This window comes from Pseudomonas sp. S35 (assembly GCF_009866765.1).
Lineage (GTDB): Bacteria > Pseudomonadota > Gammaproteobacteria > Pseudomonadales > Pseudomonadaceae > Aquipseudomonas.
The window spans coordinates 655846-669374 of sequence record NZ_CP019431.1; the positions used below are offsets into that span (position 1 = coordinate 655846).

The 13529-nt window shown below is 60.9% G+C and carries 12 protein-coding genes; 9 read left to right on the forward strand and 3 right to left on the reverse strand.

Features of this window, described 5'->3' with window-relative positions:
* The first annotated feature begins 12 nt into the window (after positions 1–12).
* From PspS35_RS02765 to PspS35_RS02805, 9 genes are all read left to right on the forward strand, one after another.
* Entirely contained in the window at positions 13–1503 is a 1491-nt protein-coding gene (locus tag PspS35_RS02765; protein WP_159932681.1) for an aldehyde dehydrogenase family protein, read from the forward strand.
* A gap of 112 nt (positions 1504–1615) precedes the next feature.
* A complete protein-coding gene (locus tag PspS35_RS02770; RefSeq protein ID WP_159932682.1) occupies positions 1616–2899 on the forward strand; it encodes an FAD-binding oxidoreductase in 1284 nt (427 codons plus the stop codon).
* A 374-nt stretch (positions 2900–3273) separates the two neighbouring features.
* Positions 3274–4410, forward strand: a complete 1137-nt coding sequence (locus PspS35_RS02775; RefSeq protein WP_159932683.1) for a branched-chain amino acid ABC transporter substrate-binding protein — start codon at positions 3274–3276, stop codon at positions 4408–4410.
* A 182-nt stretch (positions 4411–4592) separates the two neighbouring features.
* Positions 4593–5507: a branched-chain amino acid ABC transporter permease gene (locus PspS35_RS02780; protein ID WP_012721939.1), complete on the forward strand. Its 915-nt coding sequence runs from the start codon at positions 4593–4595 to the stop codon at positions 5505–5507.
* Positions 5508–5509: 2 nt separating this feature from the next.
* Positions 5510–6787 (forward strand): high-affinity branched-chain amino acid ABC transporter permease LivM, encoded by a 1278-nt coding sequence (gene livM, locus PspS35_RS02785; RefSeq protein ID WP_159932684.1) that lies wholly within the window; start codon positions 5510–5512, stop codon positions 6785–6787.
* Positions 6784–7659, forward strand: coding sequence for an ATP-binding cassette domain-containing protein (locus PspS35_RS02790; protein WP_159932685.1), 876 nt, complete (start codon positions 6784–6786; stop codon positions 7657–7659). Before livM ends, PspS35_RS02790 begins: the two co-directional genes overlap by 4 nt.
* A complete protein-coding gene (locus PspS35_RS02795; RefSeq protein WP_159932686.1) occupies positions 7656–8372 on the forward strand; it encodes an ABC transporter ATP-binding protein in 717 nt (238 codons plus the stop codon). Before PspS35_RS02790 ends, PspS35_RS02795 begins: the two co-directional genes overlap by 4 nt.
* A gap of 777 nt (positions 8373–9149) precedes the next feature.
* A complete protein-coding gene (locus PspS35_RS02800) occupies positions 9150–9914 on the forward strand; it encodes an SDR family oxidoreductase (RefSeq protein WP_159932687.1) in 765 nt (254 codons plus the stop codon).
* A 197-nt stretch (positions 9915–10111) separates the two neighbouring features.
* On the forward strand, positions 10112–11017 hold the full coding sequence (locus tag PspS35_RS02805) for a cation diffusion facilitator family transporter (RefSeq protein WP_138817088.1): 906 nt from the start codon (positions 10112–10114) through the stop codon (positions 11015–11017).
* Positions 11018–11075: 58 nt separating this feature from the next.
* Here PspS35_RS02805 and PspS35_RS02810 read toward each other — a convergent pair whose 3' ends face one another.
* The 3 genes from PspS35_RS02810 to ureG all read right to left on the reverse strand — a co-directional run bounded on the left by PspS35_RS02810 (position 11076) and on the right by ureG (position 13520).
* Positions 11076–12185, reverse strand: coding sequence for an AGE family epimerase/isomerase (locus PspS35_RS02810; protein WP_159932688.1), 1110 nt, complete (start codon positions 12183–12185; stop codon positions 11076–11078).
* Positions 12186–12308: 123 nt separating this feature from the next.
* Positions 12309–12881: a HupE/UreJ family protein gene (locus PspS35_RS02815; RefSeq protein ID WP_159932689.1), complete on the reverse strand. Its 573-nt coding sequence runs from the start codon at positions 12879–12881 to the stop codon at positions 12309–12311.
* 21 nt (positions 12882–12902) lie between these two features.
* Positions 12903–13520, reverse strand: coding sequence for an urease accessory protein UreG (gene ureG / locus PspS35_RS02820; protein WP_099583647.1), 618 nt, complete (start codon positions 13518–13520; stop codon positions 12903–12905).
* Positions 13521–13529: the final 9 nt, after the last annotated feature.

Genomic DNA, 13529 nt, shown 5'->3' on the forward strand with positions numbered 1-13529 from the left:
AAGGAGTGACCCATGGTTGCCGTATTGCTTGATCGTCTCGGGGTGAACCCGGCGCTGTACCAGTCGGGTAAACAGCCTGTGCATTCGCCGATTGATGGCAGCCGCATCGGCAGCGTGCACTGGGAAGGTGCTGCCGAGGTGGAGCAACAGGTCAGTCGCGCTGAGCATGCATTCGACGCCTGGCGCAAAGTGCCGGCACCGCGTCGCGGTGAGTTGGTGCGCCAGTTCGGCGATGTGTTGCGCGAATACAAAGCCGACCTCGGCGAGCTCGTCTCCTGGGAAGCCGGCAAGATCACTCAGGAAGGCCTGGGTGAAGTGCAGGAAATGATCGACATCTGCGACTTCGCCGTCGGCCTGTCGCGCCAGTTGTACGGCTTGACCATCGCGTCCGAACGCCCAGGCCACCATATGCGTGAGACCTGGCACCCGTTGGGTGTGGTCGGCGTGATCAGCGCCTTCAACTTCCCGGTCGCGGTGTGGGCGTGGAACACGGCCCTGGCGCTGGTGTGCGGCAACGCCGTGATCTGGAAACCCTCGGAAAAAACCCCGCTCACCGCCCTGGCCTGCCAGGCGCTGTTCGAGCGCGTACTGAAGAAGTTCGACGGCGCCCCTGAGTACCTGAGCCAGGTGATCATTGGCGGTCGCGATGCCGGCGCCGCGCTGGTGGATGACCCGCGTGTCGCGCTAATCAGCGCCACCGGCAGCACACGCATGGGCCGCGAAGTGGCGCCAAAAGTCGCCGCGCGCTTTGCCCGCAGCATCCTCGAACTGGGCGGCAACAACGCGATGATCCTCGGCCCAAGCGCCGACCTGGACATGGCCGTGCGCGCCATTCTGTTCAGCGCCGTCGGCACCGCCGGCCAGCGTTGCACCACCCTGCGCCGGCTGATCGCCCATGAATCGGTCAAGGCAGAAATCGTCACCCGCCTCAAGGCCGCCTATTCCAAAGTGCGCATCGGCCACCCGCTGGAAGGCAACCTGATCGGCCCGCTGATCGACAAGCACGGTTTCGACAATATGCAGGATGCCCTGGAGCAAGCCTTGAGCGAAGGCGGCAAGGTGTTCGGCGGCAAGCGCCAGTTGGAAGACACCTTCCCCAATGCCTACTACGTGTCGCCGGCAATTGTGGAAATGCCTGAGCAGAGTGATGTGGTGTGCACCGAAACCTTCGCGCCGATTCTGTACGTGGTGGGCTACAGCGATTTTGCCGAGGCTCTGCGCTTGAACAACGCGGTACCCCAAGGCCTTTCGTCGTGCATCTTCACCACGGATGTGCGCGAAGCCGAGCAGTTCATGTCGGCGGTGGGCAGTGACTGCGGCATCGCCAACGTCAACATCGGCCCGAGCGGCGCGGAAATCGGCGGCGCGTTTGGTGGCGAGAAAGAGACCGGTGGCGGGCGTGAGTCGGGTTCGGATGCGTGGCGCGGGTATATGCGTCGGCAGACCAATACCGTGAACTATTCGCTGGAGCTGCCTCTGGCGCAGGGCATCACCTTCGACTAATCCCTCAAGTCGGATTGCGCTCAAAATGTGGGAGGGGGCAAGTCCCCTCCCACATTTGAATCGCATTTGCAGCTTGGAACAGATGTTTGTTAGGTCTCACCGGAGTCTGGCAATGGCACTACGCGAAACATGTTTGTGGGAGCACCTCACCCCCAGCCGGCCGGACCGCGCTGCGCTCAAGGGCGAGCTGAAAGTGGACGTGTGCGTGATCGGCGCCGGCATCACTGGTTTGTCGGCGGCGATTCACTTGCTGGAACAGGGCAAAAGTGTCGCCGTGCTCGAAGCCCATCGCACCGGCCACGGCGGGTCGGGCCGTAACGTCGGGCTGGTGAACGCGGGGTTGTGGATCCCGCCAGACGACATCGAAGCCGGTTTCGGCGAAGCGGTGGGCAGTCAGCTCAACCGCATGCTCGGTGCGGCACCGTCCCTGGTGTTCAGCCTGATCGACAAATACGCCATCGATTGCCAACTGCGCCGTGAGGGCACCCTGCACATGGCGCACAACGCCCGTGGCGAGGCGGATTTGCGCAGTCGTGAAGAACAATGGAAGCGCCGTGGCGCGCCAGTGCAATTGCTCACCGGCCAGGCCTGCGAGCAAGCCACCGGGACTAAAAAGATTGCCGCCGCCTTGCTGGATCGGCGCGCGGGTACCTTGAACCCTATGGCCTATACCTGCGGGTTGGCCAATGCGGCGGTCGGACTCGGCGGGCAACTGTTCGATCATTCTCCGGTCACCCAACTGGAACGCCAAGGTGCGCTATGGTCGGTGCAGACCCAGCACGGTGCAGTGCAGGCTGCACAGGTGGTGATTGCTTCCAATGCCTACACCGAAGGCGAATGGACCGAGCTGCGGCGTAACTTTTTTCCCGGTTATTACTACCAGGTCGCGTCGGCCCCGCTCACCGCAGACGCCGCCCAGCGGATCCTCCCCGGCGGCCAGGGTTCGTGGGATACACGCCAGGTGTTGAGCAGCATCCGCCGCGATGCCGAGGGTCGCTTGTTGCTCGGCAGCCTGGGCAACGGCAACCAGAAGCCGGCGTGGTTTCTCAAGGCATGGGCCGATCGGGTGCAGCAGCACTACTTCCCTTACCTCAAATCGGTGCAGTGGGAATTTACCTGGACCGGTTGCATCGCGTTCACTCCCGATCACCTGATGCGCTTGTTCGAACCGGCCCCCGGCCTGGTCGCCGTCACCGGTTATAACGGGCGTGGCGTGACCACCGGCAGTGTGGTCGGCAAGGCGTTCGCCGACTACTTGTGTCACCAGGATCCCCAGGCCTTGCCGATTCCTTTCGCGCCCATGCAGCCGTTGGCCGGGGTGGGCCTGCGCAGTTGCCTGTACGAGGCTGGATTCTCGCTGTATCACGCCGGGCAATGTCTGCGGATCGTGATCTGATCAGCGAAATACCGCTCAGAAGCCTGCATTTTCTTAGCAGGCTACTAATCTGTATTGGTGCAGGTCGTAGCAGTCACGCACTGTAAATGTGCAGTTCCGTTACGCACGTTGTTACAGGTGCAGGCGCTGCGGTTTATCCATTCGGTTGCAGGTGGCACCTGCCAGGGTTGTACTTTTTAAGGTCATTGGTTGCACCTCTGCGTGTTAGGCGGTTGCACGTACTGGCGAGTCGAGTCGAAACGCCCGTAATAACAATGACACGGTGTCTTTTTGAAGAATAAAAACGTACTGGCACGGGGCTTGCTCTGAGCTTTCGGTGAAAGGTTTGAATGCAAGTTGTCGTGCCAAAAATCAAAAATATCGGAGCACCACTCATGTCCCAGACGTTTTACAAGAAAGGTTTTCTGGCCCTCGCCGTTGCAGCGGCGCTGGGTGTTTCTACGTTTGTTCAAGCTGATGTGAAGATTGGCGTCGCGGGGCCGATGACGGGCGCCAACGCCGCTTTCGGTGAGCAGTACATGAAGGGTGCCCAAGCGGCAGCCGATACGATCAACAAGGCTGGCGGCATCAACGGCGAGAAAATCGTGCTGGTGGCCGGTGACGATGCGTGCGAGCCAAAACAAGCCGTGGCCGTGGCCAACCGCCTGGCTGACCAGGACAAAGTGATCGGCGTGGTCGGGCACTTCTGCTCCTCCAACACCATCCCGGCGTCCGAGGTTTATGACGAAGCGGGCATCATCGCCATCACCCCAGGCTCCACCAACCCACAAGTCACCGAACGCGGCCTGGGTGCCATGTTCCGTATGTGCGGGCGTGACGACCAGCAAGGGATCGTCGCCGGCGACTACATCGTCGACGTGCTCAAAGGCAAGAAAGTCGCGGTCATCAACGACAAGGACACCTACGGCAAAGGCCTGGCCGACGCCACCGCAGCCCAGTTGACCAAGCGCGGAGTCAAGCCGGTGCTCGAAGAAGGTCTGACCCGTGGCGAGAAAGACTTCAGCGCCCTGGTCACCAAGATCCGTTCCACCGGCGCTGACGTCGTCTACTTCGGCGGCCTGCACCCGGAAGCCGGGCCTCTGGTGCGCCAGATCCGTGAAGCGGGCCTCAAGGACGTCAAGTTCATGTCCGATGACGGTATCGTGACCGACGAACTGGTGGCCACCGCTGGCGGCAAGCAGTACGTCGATGGCGTGTACATGACCTTCGGCGCCGACCCGCGCCTGCTGCCAGACAGCAAGGTTGTGGTCGAAGAGTTCCGCAAAAATGGCACCGAGCCTGAAGGCTACACCCTGTACGCCTACGCGTCGGTCCAGGCCCTGGCTGCCGGCTTCAACGGTGCCAAGTCCAACAAGGGTGAAGACGCTGCCAAGTGGCTCAAGGCCAACCCGGTCCAGACCGTGATGGGCAAAAAGGAATGGGACGGTAAGGGCGACCTGAAAATCTCCGACTACGTGGTTTACCAGTGGGATAAAGAAGGCAAATACCACCAGTTGGAAAAGCAGAAGTAATCCATGTGGGAGGGGGCTTGCCCCCGAAGCGGAGTGTCAGCCAACAGTTGTTCAGCTGACCCACCGCATCGGGGCCAAGCCCCCTCCCACAAGGTGACCGTGTTCTGATCGAGATCTGTCTTTTCCTCCAGAAGCGCCGCACACCCACCGGTGTGCAGGTGCTCACCGCGTGAGATTGCGTTATGGATGGTATTTTCCTGCAGCAACTGGTCAACGGCCTGACCCTCGGGTCGGTCTATGGCCTGATCGCCATCGGCTACACAATGGTCTATGGCATCATTGGCATGATCAACTTCGCCCACGGCGAGGTTTATATGATTTCCGCTTACCTCGCGGCGATCAGTCTGGCACTGCTGGCTTACTTCGGCATCGAATCCTTCCCGCTGCTCATTCTCGGCACCTTGGTGTTCACCGTCGTCGTCACGGGCGTTTACGGTTGGGTTATCGAGCGTGTCGCCTATAAACCGCTGCGCAACTCCACCCGACTGGCCCCGCTGATCAGCGCCATCGGTATCTCCCTGATCCTGCAGAACTACGCGCAGATCGCCCAGGGTGCGAAACAACAAGGCATTCCTACCCTGCTGGCCGGCGCCTGGCGTGTCGACATCGGCAGCGGCTTCGTGCAGCTCACGTACACCAAGGTCTTCATCCTCGTCGCGGCATTTGCCGGCATGGCGTTGCTCACCTACATCATCAAGTACACCAAGCTCGGCCGCATGTGCCGCGCCACCCAACAAGACCGCAAGATGGCTTCGATCCTGGGCATCAACACCGACCGCGTGATCTCCTACGTGTTTGTGATCGGTGCCGCCATGGCGGCCCTGGCCGGCGTGCTCATTACCTTGAACTACGGCACCTTCGATTTCTATGCCGGCTTCATCATCGGCATCAAGGCGTTTACCGCAGCGGTGCTCGGCGGCATCGGCTCCCTGCCTGGGGCAATGCTGGGCGGGATCATCCTCGGTATCTCCGAGTCGCTGTTCTCGGGGTTGATCAACTCTGACTACAAAGACGTGTTCAGTTTCTCCCTGCTGGTGGTGATTCTGATTTTCCGTCCCCAGGGCCTGCTGGGTCGCCCGCTCGTGGCTAAGGTGTAAACATGTCTGCTGCCAAACCTATCGATATCAAGAAAAGTGTCGTCGATACGATCCTTGCCGGGCTGATTTCGCTGATCGTGTTCGGTCCGATTGTCGGCGTGGTCCTCGACGGCTACAGCTTCAACCTGGAACCGGCGCGCGTGGCCATCCTGGTCGCCATCGTGATGGCGGGGCGCTTTGCCCTCAGCCTGTTCCTGCAAACCCCCAAGGGCCTGAAGATTCTGCAGGGCTTCGAGAGCAGTGGCTCCGGCGTGCATGTGCTGCCACCGGACTACAAGTCGCGGTTGCGCTGGATCATTCCGGCGTTGATCGTGATCGCCATCGTGTTCCCGATCTTTGCCAACAAGTACCTGCTGACCGTGGTGATCCTCGGCCTGATCTACGTGTTGCTCGGCCTGGGCCTGAACATCGTGGTTGGCCTGGCTGGCCTGCTCGACCTGGGTTACGTGGCGTTCTACGCCATCGGCGCGTACGGCCTGGCATTGGGTTATCAGTACCTCGGCCTGGGCTTCTGGAGCGTGCTGCCCCTGGCGGCCATCGCGGCGGCATTGGCGGGGTGCATACTCGGGTTTCCGGTGTTGCGAATGCACGGGGACTACCTGGCCATCGTGACCCTGGGCTTCGGTGAAATCATCCGTCTGGTGCTTAATAACTGGCTGTCGTTCACCGGTGGCCCGAACGGTATGCCGGTGCCTTCGCCGACCTTCCTAGGCCTGGAATTCGGGCGCAAGGCGAAGGAGGGCGGGATTCCGTTCCACGAGTTCTTCGGTCTCGATTACAACCCCAACATCAAGTTCATGTTCATCTACATCGTGCTGTTCCTGGTGGTGCTGGCCGTGCTGTATATCAAGCATCGCCTGACCCGCATGCCAGTCGGCCGTGCCTGGGAAGCCCTGCGCGAAGATGAAATCGCCTGCCGTTCCATGGGCCTGAACCACGTACTGGTCAAGCTCTCGGCGTTCACCATCGGCGCTTCTACCGCCGGTTTGGCCGGGGTGTTTTTCGCCAGCTACCAGGGCTTCGTCAACCCGTCGTCGTTCACCTTCTTCGAGTCGGCGCTGATCCTGGCCATCGTGGTGCTGGGCGGCATGGGGTCCACGGTGGGCGTGGTGATCGCGGCGTTCGTGTTGACCGTCGCGCCGGAGCTGCTGCGCAGTTTCTCCGAATACCGCGTGCTGCTGTTTGGCGTGTTGATGGTGGTGATGATGATCTGGCGGCCACGCGGCCTTATTCGGATCAGCCGAACCGGTGTGACACCACGTAAAGGAGTGGCGCCATGAGCAAGGAAGTCGTCCTGTCCGTGGAACACCTGATGATGCACTTCGGTGGCATCAAGGCTTTGAGCGATGTGAGCCTCAAGGTCGAACGCAACTCAATCTTCGCCCTGATCGGCCCCAACGGCGCCGGCAAGACCACGGTGTTCAACTGCCTCACCGGCTTCTACAAAGCCAGCGGCGGCAAGATCGAACTCAACATCCGTGGCAAGCAGACCAACGTGATCCAACTGTTGGGCGAACGCTTCAAGGCCACCGACTTCGTGTCGCCGAAAAGCTTTCTGAACCGCGTGTATTACAAAATGTTCGGCGGCACCCACCTGGTCAACCGGGCAGGTCTAGCGCGCACGTTCCAGAACATTCGCCTGTTCAAGGAAATGTCGGTGCTGGAAAACCTGCTGGTGGCCCAGCACATGTGGGTCAACCGCAACATGCTCGCAGGCATCCTTAACACTAAGGGCTACCGCAAGGCCGAAAGCGATGCACTGGACTGCGCCTTCTATTGGCTGGAAGTGGTGGACCTGGTGGACTGCGCCAACCGCCTGGCCGGCGAACTCTCCTACGGCCAGCAGCGCCGCCTGGAGATCGCCCGCGCCATGTGCACGCGGCCGCAGATCATCTGCCTGGACGAACCGGCAGCCGGCCTCAACCCACAGGAAACCGAAGCCCTCAGCGCGATGATTCGCCTGCTGCGCGACGAACACGACCTCACGGTGGTGCTGATCGAACACGACATGGGCATGGTGATGAGTATTTCCGACCACATCGTGGTGCTGGACCACGGCAACGTGATCGCTGAGGGCGGGCCGGAGGCGATCCGCAACGACCCGAAAGTGATTGCTGCTTACCTGGGCGCCGACGAAGAGGAGTTGGTATGAGCGCACCTATCCTCGAAATGAAAGACCTGGACGTGTTCTACGGCCCGATCCAGGCCCTGAAAAAAGTCTCGCTGCACATCAACGAAGGCGAAACCGTCAGCCTGATCGGCTCCAACGGCGCGGGCAAGTCCACACTGCTGATGTCGATCTTTGGCCAGCCACGGGCCGAGTCGGGGCAGATTCTGTACAACGGCGTCGACATTACCCACAAGTCGTCCCACTACATCGCCTCCAACGGCATCGCACAGTCGCCGGAAGGGCGGCGGGTGTTCCCCGACATGACCGTCGAGGAAAACCTGCTGATGGGCACCATCCCGATTGGCGACAAGTACGCCTTTGATGACATGCAGCGCATGTTCGAGCTGTTCCCGCGGCTCAAGGAGCGGCGTACCCAGCGCGCCATGACCATGTCCGGTGGCGAGCAGCAAATGCTCGCCATCGCCCGTGCGTTGATGAGCCGGCCCAAGCTGTTGCTGCTGGACGAGCCAAGCCTGGGGTTGGCGCCGATTGTGGTGAAGCAGATCTTCGCCACCCTGCGCGAACTGGCAGCCACCGGGATGACCATCTTCCTGGTGGAGCAGAACGCCAACCACGCCCTGCGCTTGTCGGACCGGGCGTATGTGATGGTCAACGGCGAGATTCGCCTCACCGGCACGGGTAAGGAGCTGCTGGTGAACGAGGAAGTGCGCAACGCCTACCTGGGCGGCCACTGATCTAAAAGATCACGCAAAACCCATGTGGGAGGGGGCTTGCCCCCGATAGCGGCGTGTCATTCAGTACATCTGATACTGGCCCACCGCTATCGGGAGCAAGCCCCCTCCCACACGTGTTTTTGGGTTGCTTCTGAAATTGTGGAAAACAAATCCAGCCCACCTCCAAAGCGCGACATATAGCCGCCGCAAATCCCTGTTTTGTCACACTTTTGACTTGTCCCCATCCACTGTGGAACCGGCTGTGGGTAACGTGGGAGTAGCTGGCTGAAAGCCTTTAAAACCGTGGCTTGCAGCGCATCGGTTGTTTTTTGATCAGTCGCTTTTTGGCGACCGGTCGAGGGGTTTGTCAACCTGTTTAAAGACACAGGTATATGACCGAAATATGACCCGCCAGCCTGTGGATAAGTCTGTGATTAAACTCTGGAAAGACCGCCGCAGAGGCCGGAATGACTGGCCTGGAGCCATCGTTCGGGTTTTCCTGCTGCCGATGGGCCTACATACGGCTTCGCCAAGGTCAAGCAAAAAACTTTCTAAAACCGCCTGCAAGCCTTGTATACAGCGGCTTTCGCTGTTTTGCACTTGCCCCCAAAGACTGTGGGCGCAGTTGTGGATAACCTGCGCGTATATGTCTACAGGCCACGGTTCATATGGCGTTGCCTGACATGATCAAAAAATGATCAGTTGTGCAGGAGGGTGTGTGCTTAGCGGTTGCCGCGACGGCGGTGTAAGGGCATTCTGCTGGCTGTTTTTTTTCCCGATGCCCGCAAGGAGAACACCATGTCCGACACGCTGTTTATTACTGGCGCAACCTCAGGTTTCGGCGAAGCCTGTGCCCGTCGTTTTGCTGAAGCCGGTTGGAAACTGGTGCTCACTGGCCGTCGCGCCGAGCGTTTGAATGCCTTGGTCGAAGAGCTTTCCAAGCAGACCGAAGTGCACGGCCTGGTCGTGGACGTGCGGGATCGCAAGGGCATGGAAGACGCCATTGCCAGCCTGCCGCCGTCGTTCGCCACCTTGCGTGGCCTGATCAACAACGCCGGCCTGGCGGTGGGCACTGACCCGGCGCCCAAGTGCAGCCTCGACGACTGGGAAACCATGGTCGACACCAACATCAAGGGCCTGCTGACCACGACCAACCTGTTGCTGCCGCGCTTGATCGCTCATGGCCGTGGCGCCGGGATCATCAACCTGGGCTCCATCGCCGGTAACTACCCGTACCCTGGCAGCCACGTGTACGGCGGCTCCAAGGCGTTCGTGAAGCAGTTTTCGTTGAACCTGCGTTGCGACCTGCAAGGCACTGGCGTGCGCGTGACCAACATCGAGCCGGGGCTGTGTGAGAGTGAGTTTTCGTTGGTGCGTTTCGGCGGTGACCAGGCGCGCTATGACGCCACGTACGCGGGCGCTGAGCCGATCCAGCCGCAGGACATTGCCGACACGATCTTCTGGGTGATGAACACTCCGGCGCACGTCAACATCAACCGCTTGGAGCTGATGCCGGTGAGCCAGACCTGGGCCGGGTTTGCGATTGAGCGGGGCGGTAAGTAAGACGTTAAGCCGCGTCGCTGCCATCGGTGGCAAGCCCCCTCCCACATTTGTCCGCGTGTTCATGTTGGAACTCGGTCCAATGTGGGAGGGGGCTTGCCCCCGATGACGTCAAATCGGCCAAAACAGGCCATAAGGTACACTGCGCCCCTGAAAACCCCACCGCACCCAGCGGTTCAAAGGTTTTGACTGGAGGAAATGTGAGTAACCGAGGTGAGCAGGCACTGCTCAAACAATCGACCATCCTGATGTTCGCGGTCGCGATCGCTGGGATTGTCACGGGTGTGATATCCGGCGCCCAATCCATTCTGTTCGACGGCTTTTTCTCGCTGATCGCCACCGCCATCAAGGTGTTGATGCTGATCACGGCCAAGCTGATCGCCAAGAAAAGCAACGAGCGCTTCCAGTTCGGCTATTGGCACCTGGAGCCGATGGTGCTGCTGATCGAAGGCAGCTTCCTGTTGTTGATCGCCATCTATGCGTTCCTCAACGGCGTGTTCGGCATTATCAATGGCGGGCGCGAGATCGAGTTGGGGTTGGTGATCGTCTATGCGGCGGTGTTTACCGTTGTTGAGTTCGCTTATTTCTTCTATGTGCGCTACCGCAACCGCACGCTTAAATCATCCTTGATCCAGTTCGACAACATCAGTTGGCTGGTGGACGCGATGCTGTCGGTGGGCTTGTTGATCAGCTTTCTGGCTGCGCTGCTGCTCAAGTCCCAGGGCTATGGCGAGTGGGCGGTGTATGTCGACCCGTTGATCCTGATCCTGCTGGCCCTGAGCATGCTGGCGCCGGCATTCAAGATCCTGCGCCCAGCGTTGCGCGAGGTGCTGGGGATTGCCCCCGACCACCTGGATGACAAAGTGCGTGAAGTGATGGACGCGGCCCAGGCCAGGCATGGTTTCGACGACTACGTGTCCTACGTGCAAAAGCACGGGCGGGCGCGGTTCATCGAGATTCATGTGGTGCTGCCGGCGAACTACCCGGTGGATAACGTCGCGACCCTGGACGGGCTGCGCGAAGAGATATCCACAGGGCTCGGCACGCCGGATGCGGCGCGCTGGTTGACGATCAGTTTTACCGGGGACCGCAAGTGGATTGCGTGATCGGTCTTTAGACCCAGGTGAGGCTATCGGGGGCTTGCCCCCGATGAGGCTCTGAAGGTCAGCGCAGATGCTGAATCAGGCCCTGATAGCAGGTCGCCAAGTGATAAGGCGTGGTCGACGGCATGTCCCGTCGGCTCACCACACCGTTGGCATCCAGGCATTCATGCCAGCCTTTGGCATGCAAAAAATGCTCTTGCAGCGCCAGCAATTGGCGTTGCAGCACCGCTTCACTACCGGGCCGCAAGGTCAGTGCCCGCAGGTATTCGGCCTGGGCCCAGATGCGCTGGGTGGCGTCACGCACGCTACCGTCCAGGGCGAGCATACCGCTGACCGCGCCGCTTGATCTATCCACACCCTTTTGCTCTGCGTAGGTAAATGCCCGGCTCAGTGAGGCATGCAACGGCGTGCCGCGTAAGACGGGTGACGATTCCAGCAAAAAGAACCACTCGAATTGATGCCCCGGCTCGAACCAGTTATCCACAGCGCCCAGCGGCTTTTCCATCATCACGCCATGCTGGCGGTCGATGAAGCGCTGCTGCATGGCCGTCGCCAAGGCCAGCAAGGCCGCTTGTACATCGGCGTCTTCACGTACCGCCAGGGTGGCGAGAAAGCCTTCTGCCAGGTGCATCAACGGGTTTTGCAGCGGGCCGGACTTGAGGGACGACCAATGACGCTCAAGCACCGCCTCATACAGGCCATCGCCGGTGGCGAAACGCTCGGCGACCACTTCAAGGGCGGCATTGAGCACCGATTCCACCAATGGCTCGCGTACTTTGGCCCAGTAATGGGCGCAGGCGAAGATGATGAACGCGTGGGTGTAGAGGTCTTTGCGCGTGTCCAGCGGTTGCCCGGCCGGGTCGATGCTGTAGAACCAGCCGCCATGCTCGGCGTCGTGGAAGTGCCGTTGCAGGGAACGGAACAACGCAGCGGCACGTTCTTCGGCGAAGGCCGCACCGCGCTCGCCGATCAGGCTGGCGAACAGGTACAACTGCCGGGCGCAGGCCATGGCGCGGTAGCGCTGCGGTGGCAAAGGCCGATGATCGGCATCCAGCGCCTCATAGGGCAACGCCAACTCGGCATTCCAGCCCGGACCCTGCCAGAGCGGCACGATCAGGCTGTGGAAGTGGGTGAGCACGGAATTCAACGTGGGTTGGGAAGCGATGGGCATTGGCTGGCGTCGTCACGGCAGGGGTGTAGGCGCGCATGGTAGCAGAGGGGCAGGTTCAAGTTGTGAGCTTCAAGCTGCAAGTAAAACACTCGGACTCTACTTGCAGCTTGTAGCTTGGCGCTTTTAGCTGGCGAGCAACCACACCCCAGTCGCCGCCGAAGCCGCTCCAGCAACCCGCACCAACGGCGCCGCCGCCGCCGGCAGAAAACGCACCACGGCATAACCCGCGGCGTGCAACACCGCGGTCGCCCCGACAAACCCAACGGCATACGCCCAAGGGCTGGACATGTCAGGCAGTTCCAGGCCATGGGCCACCCCATGAAACAGCGCAAACAGCGCCGTAGAACCCACGGCCATGAACAGTGGCGGACGCACCGCCAGCGCCACGGCCAGGCCCAGGGCCAGTACGGACGCGGCAATCCCGCTTTCCAGCGCCGGCAATGCCAGCCCTTCAAAACCCAGCACGCCGCCGATCAGCATGGTGCCGACAAAGGTGCACGGCAGGGCCCAACGCGCGGCGCCTTTTTGCTGCGCCGCCCATAGGCCGACGGCAACCATGGCCAGCAAGTGATCGATGCCGCCCAGCGGGTGGCTGATGCCGGCAACCAGGCCATTGTCGCCGTGGCCGGGATGCGCGAAGGCCAGGGCCGGGGCGAGCAGCAGGGCGGCGGCGGCGAAGAGTTTGTGGAGGCTCATAACAGGTTCCTTATAGGTTGATCAGGCGGCAGTGGTCAGCAGGCCTTGGCGTTCGATAAAGGCGACGATTTCATCCAGGCCGACACCGGTTTTCTGGTTGCTGAACACAAAAGGTTTACCGTTGCGCATGCGTTGGGTGTCGCTGTTCATCAGCTCCAGCGAAGCGCCGACCAGCGGCGCGAGGTCGATCTTGTTGATCACCAGCAGGTCGGATTTGCAGATGCCGGGACCGCCTTTGCGCGGTAGCTTGTCGCCAGCCGAGACATCGATCACATAGATCGTCAGGTCCGACAGCTCCGGGCTGAACGTGGCCGACAGGTTGTCCCCACCGGACTCCACCAGGATCAGGTCCAGGCCGGGAAAGCGACGGTTGAGTTGGTCCACCGCTTCCAGGTTGATCGAGGCGTCCTCACGGATGGCCGTGTGCGGGCAGCCGCCGGTTTCCACGCCGATGATGCGCTCCGGCGCCAGGGCCTGGTTGCGCACCAGGAAGTCAGCGTCTTCGCGGGTGTAGATGTCGTTGGTGACCACCGCCAGGTTGTAGCGATCACGCAGCGCCAGGCACAGGGCCAGGGTCAGGGCGGTCTTGCCGGAGCCCACCGGGCCACCGATGCCGACGCGCAGGGGTTGTGTGTTCATGGGTTTTTT

Excerpts from the sequence above, each read along its gene's own strand:
- PspS35_RS02775 (WP_159932683.1), top strand. The coding sequence starts at position 3,274 with ATGTCCCAGACGTTTTACAAGAAAGGTTTTCTGGCCCTCGCCGTTGCA.
- livM (WP_159932684.1), top strand. The coding sequence starts at position 5,510 with ATGTCTGCTGCCAAACCTATCGATATCAAGAAAAGTGTCGTCGATACG.
- PspS35_RS02810 (WP_159932688.1), bottom strand. The coding sequence starts at position 12,185 with ATGCCCATCGCTTCCCAACCCACGTTGAATTCCGTGCTCACCCACTTC.
- ureG (WP_099583647.1), bottom strand. The coding sequence starts at position 13,520 with ATGAACACACAACCCCTGCGCGTCGGCATCGGTGGCCCGGTGGGCTCC.
- PspS35_RS02800 (WP_159932687.1), top strand. The coding sequence starts at position 9,150 with ATGTCCGACACGCTGTTTATTACTGGCGCAACCTCAGGTTTCGGCGAA.
- PspS35_RS02795 (WP_159932686.1), top strand. The coding sequence starts at position 7,656 with ATGAGCGCACCTATCCTCGAAATGAAAGACCTGGACGTGTTCTACGGC.
- PspS35_RS02780 (WP_012721939.1), top strand. The coding sequence starts at position 4,593 with ATGGATGGTATTTTCCTGCAGCAACTGGTCAACGGCCTGACCCTCGGG.
- PspS35_RS02790 (WP_159932685.1), top strand. The coding sequence starts at position 6,784 with ATGAGCAAGGAAGTCGTCCTGTCCGTGGAACACCTGATGATGCACTTC.
- PspS35_RS02770 (WP_159932682.1), top strand. The coding sequence starts at position 1,616 with ATGGCACTACGCGAAACATGTTTGTGGGAGCACCTCACCCCCAGCCGG.
- PspS35_RS02765 (WP_159932681.1), top strand. The coding sequence starts at position 13 with ATGGTTGCCGTATTGCTTGATCGTCTCGGGGTGAACCCGGCGCTGTAC.
- PspS35_RS02815 (WP_159932689.1), bottom strand. The coding sequence starts at position 12,881 with ATGAGCCTCCACAAACTCTTCGCCGCCGCCGCCCTGCTGCTCGCCCCG.